The 1,501-nt window shown below is 62.8% G+C and carries 1 protein-coding gene; it reads right to left on the bottom strand.

Annotated features, from left to right (window positions below; translation table 11 throughout):
* A partial coding sequence (gene tssI / locus QLG09_RS22325) for a type VI secretion system tip protein TssI/VgrG (protein WP_049022570.1) occupies positions 1–1,499 on the bottom strand: 1,499 nt, incomplete at its 3' end.
* Positions 1,500–1,501 lie beyond the last annotated feature (2 nt).

Below are 1,501 nucleotides of genomic sequence, written 5' to 3'. Positions count from 1 at the left end.
TTGCGCTCGGCCTGGATCCACACCTGCTCTGCACCCGCCTTGTCCTCAAAGCGCAGGGCATTGGCATTATCCACGGAGCCATCCTTCGTGCGGCTCATAAAACCCATCTGCGTGGCCGCCGCCGGCAGCGCCCACGGCGGCATGCTCGCCTCGTTGTACACGCGACCAGTAATAATCGGACGGTCCGGATCGCCGTTGATAAAGTCCACCACCACCTCATCGCCGACCCGCGGAATTTGCACCCCGCCGTACCCCTGACCCGCCCAGGCGCTCGACACACGCACCCAGCAGGAGCTGGTGTCATCCCCCTTCGCCAGACGGTCCCAGTGGAATTTCACCTTCACGCGGCCATATTTGTCCGTCCAGATACTCTCCCCATTTGGCCCCACAACTTTTGCCGTCTGCGGGCCGTAGGTGCGCGGCCACGCCGTGCTCTGCGCCGGACGGTATGACACCGACGCCGGGATGACCGCGAAATCAGTGCGGTGAAGGGTTTCACCCTCGCCGCTCGCGTAGCGGTTCTCCTCGAAATGGTAACCCGCCGCCGTGACCAGATAGTCACCGTTATCACTGAAGAACGGGGCGTTAGTCAGGGTGAAGGTGTGTCCCGGTGCAATACCCGCGGCCGTGGCCGTCGCCTGAATCTGCTGGTGCTCCACCTGCCAGCGCTCCTGACGGATACGGGCGTAGAACTCCGCATGCCCGGTCTCAACAAACCGTCCCGGCCAGTCGTACACGTCGATGCTGCCCGGCTTCGGTGACGCCGGGTTCTGCTGGGCCTGGAACAGCCACGCGTTCGGCTTGCGGAAGTCGTAGTCATCGAGGCTGTAAATCCCCGGGGTGACGCTGTCCTCCAGCGCCCACTGGCTGATACCCTCTTCGTCCGTACTGCCGCCTGACGGCGTCTGGTGGTAAGGAATGACCTCATAGCCGCTGAACGGCTGGTGCTGCGTGGCGGCGTCGGTGAGCACCAGGGTGTGCCTGTCGGCGTCGTGGCTGAAGTGATACGCAATCCCCTCCAGCTCCATCAGACGGCTGATGAAGTCCAGGCTCGACTCCTGATACTGCACGCAGTAGTCCCACACCCGGTAGCTCCCGGTGAGTTTATCCTCCACGTTGACCTGATGTTCAGCCAGCAGGGTTTTCACAATCTGCGGTACCGTCTGACCCTGGAAGATACGCAGGTTACGGTCGCGCTTCATCGGCCACAGGTCCGGCTCCACCGTCAGCTGGTACACCGCATAGCGGGTGCCCGTCAGCTCGACGGCACTCACCGCCACGCGGGTGATTTTTCCATTGATATAGCGGGGCGTCAGCAGGCTCTGCGTCGGGATGGTCACCGTGACCGGCTGACCCAGCAGTTTGCTGCGGTCAATGCGCGCATCCGTGCCAAGCAGGGTCAGCGTCAGGGCGAACGACTCGGACATCGCCTCGCGGCCCGTCAGTTTCCAGAACAGAAGCCCCTCCACCGGGAGCTGAACGGTAATTCGGTTGAGCATAA

This window comes from Enterobacter sp. V89_11, assembly GCF_029967775.1.
GTDB classification, from domain to species: Bacteria; Pseudomonadota; Gammaproteobacteria; order Enterobacterales; family Enterobacteriaceae; genus Enterobacter; species Enterobacter ludwigii.
This window is presented reverse-complemented; position numbering and strand designations above follow the sequence as displayed.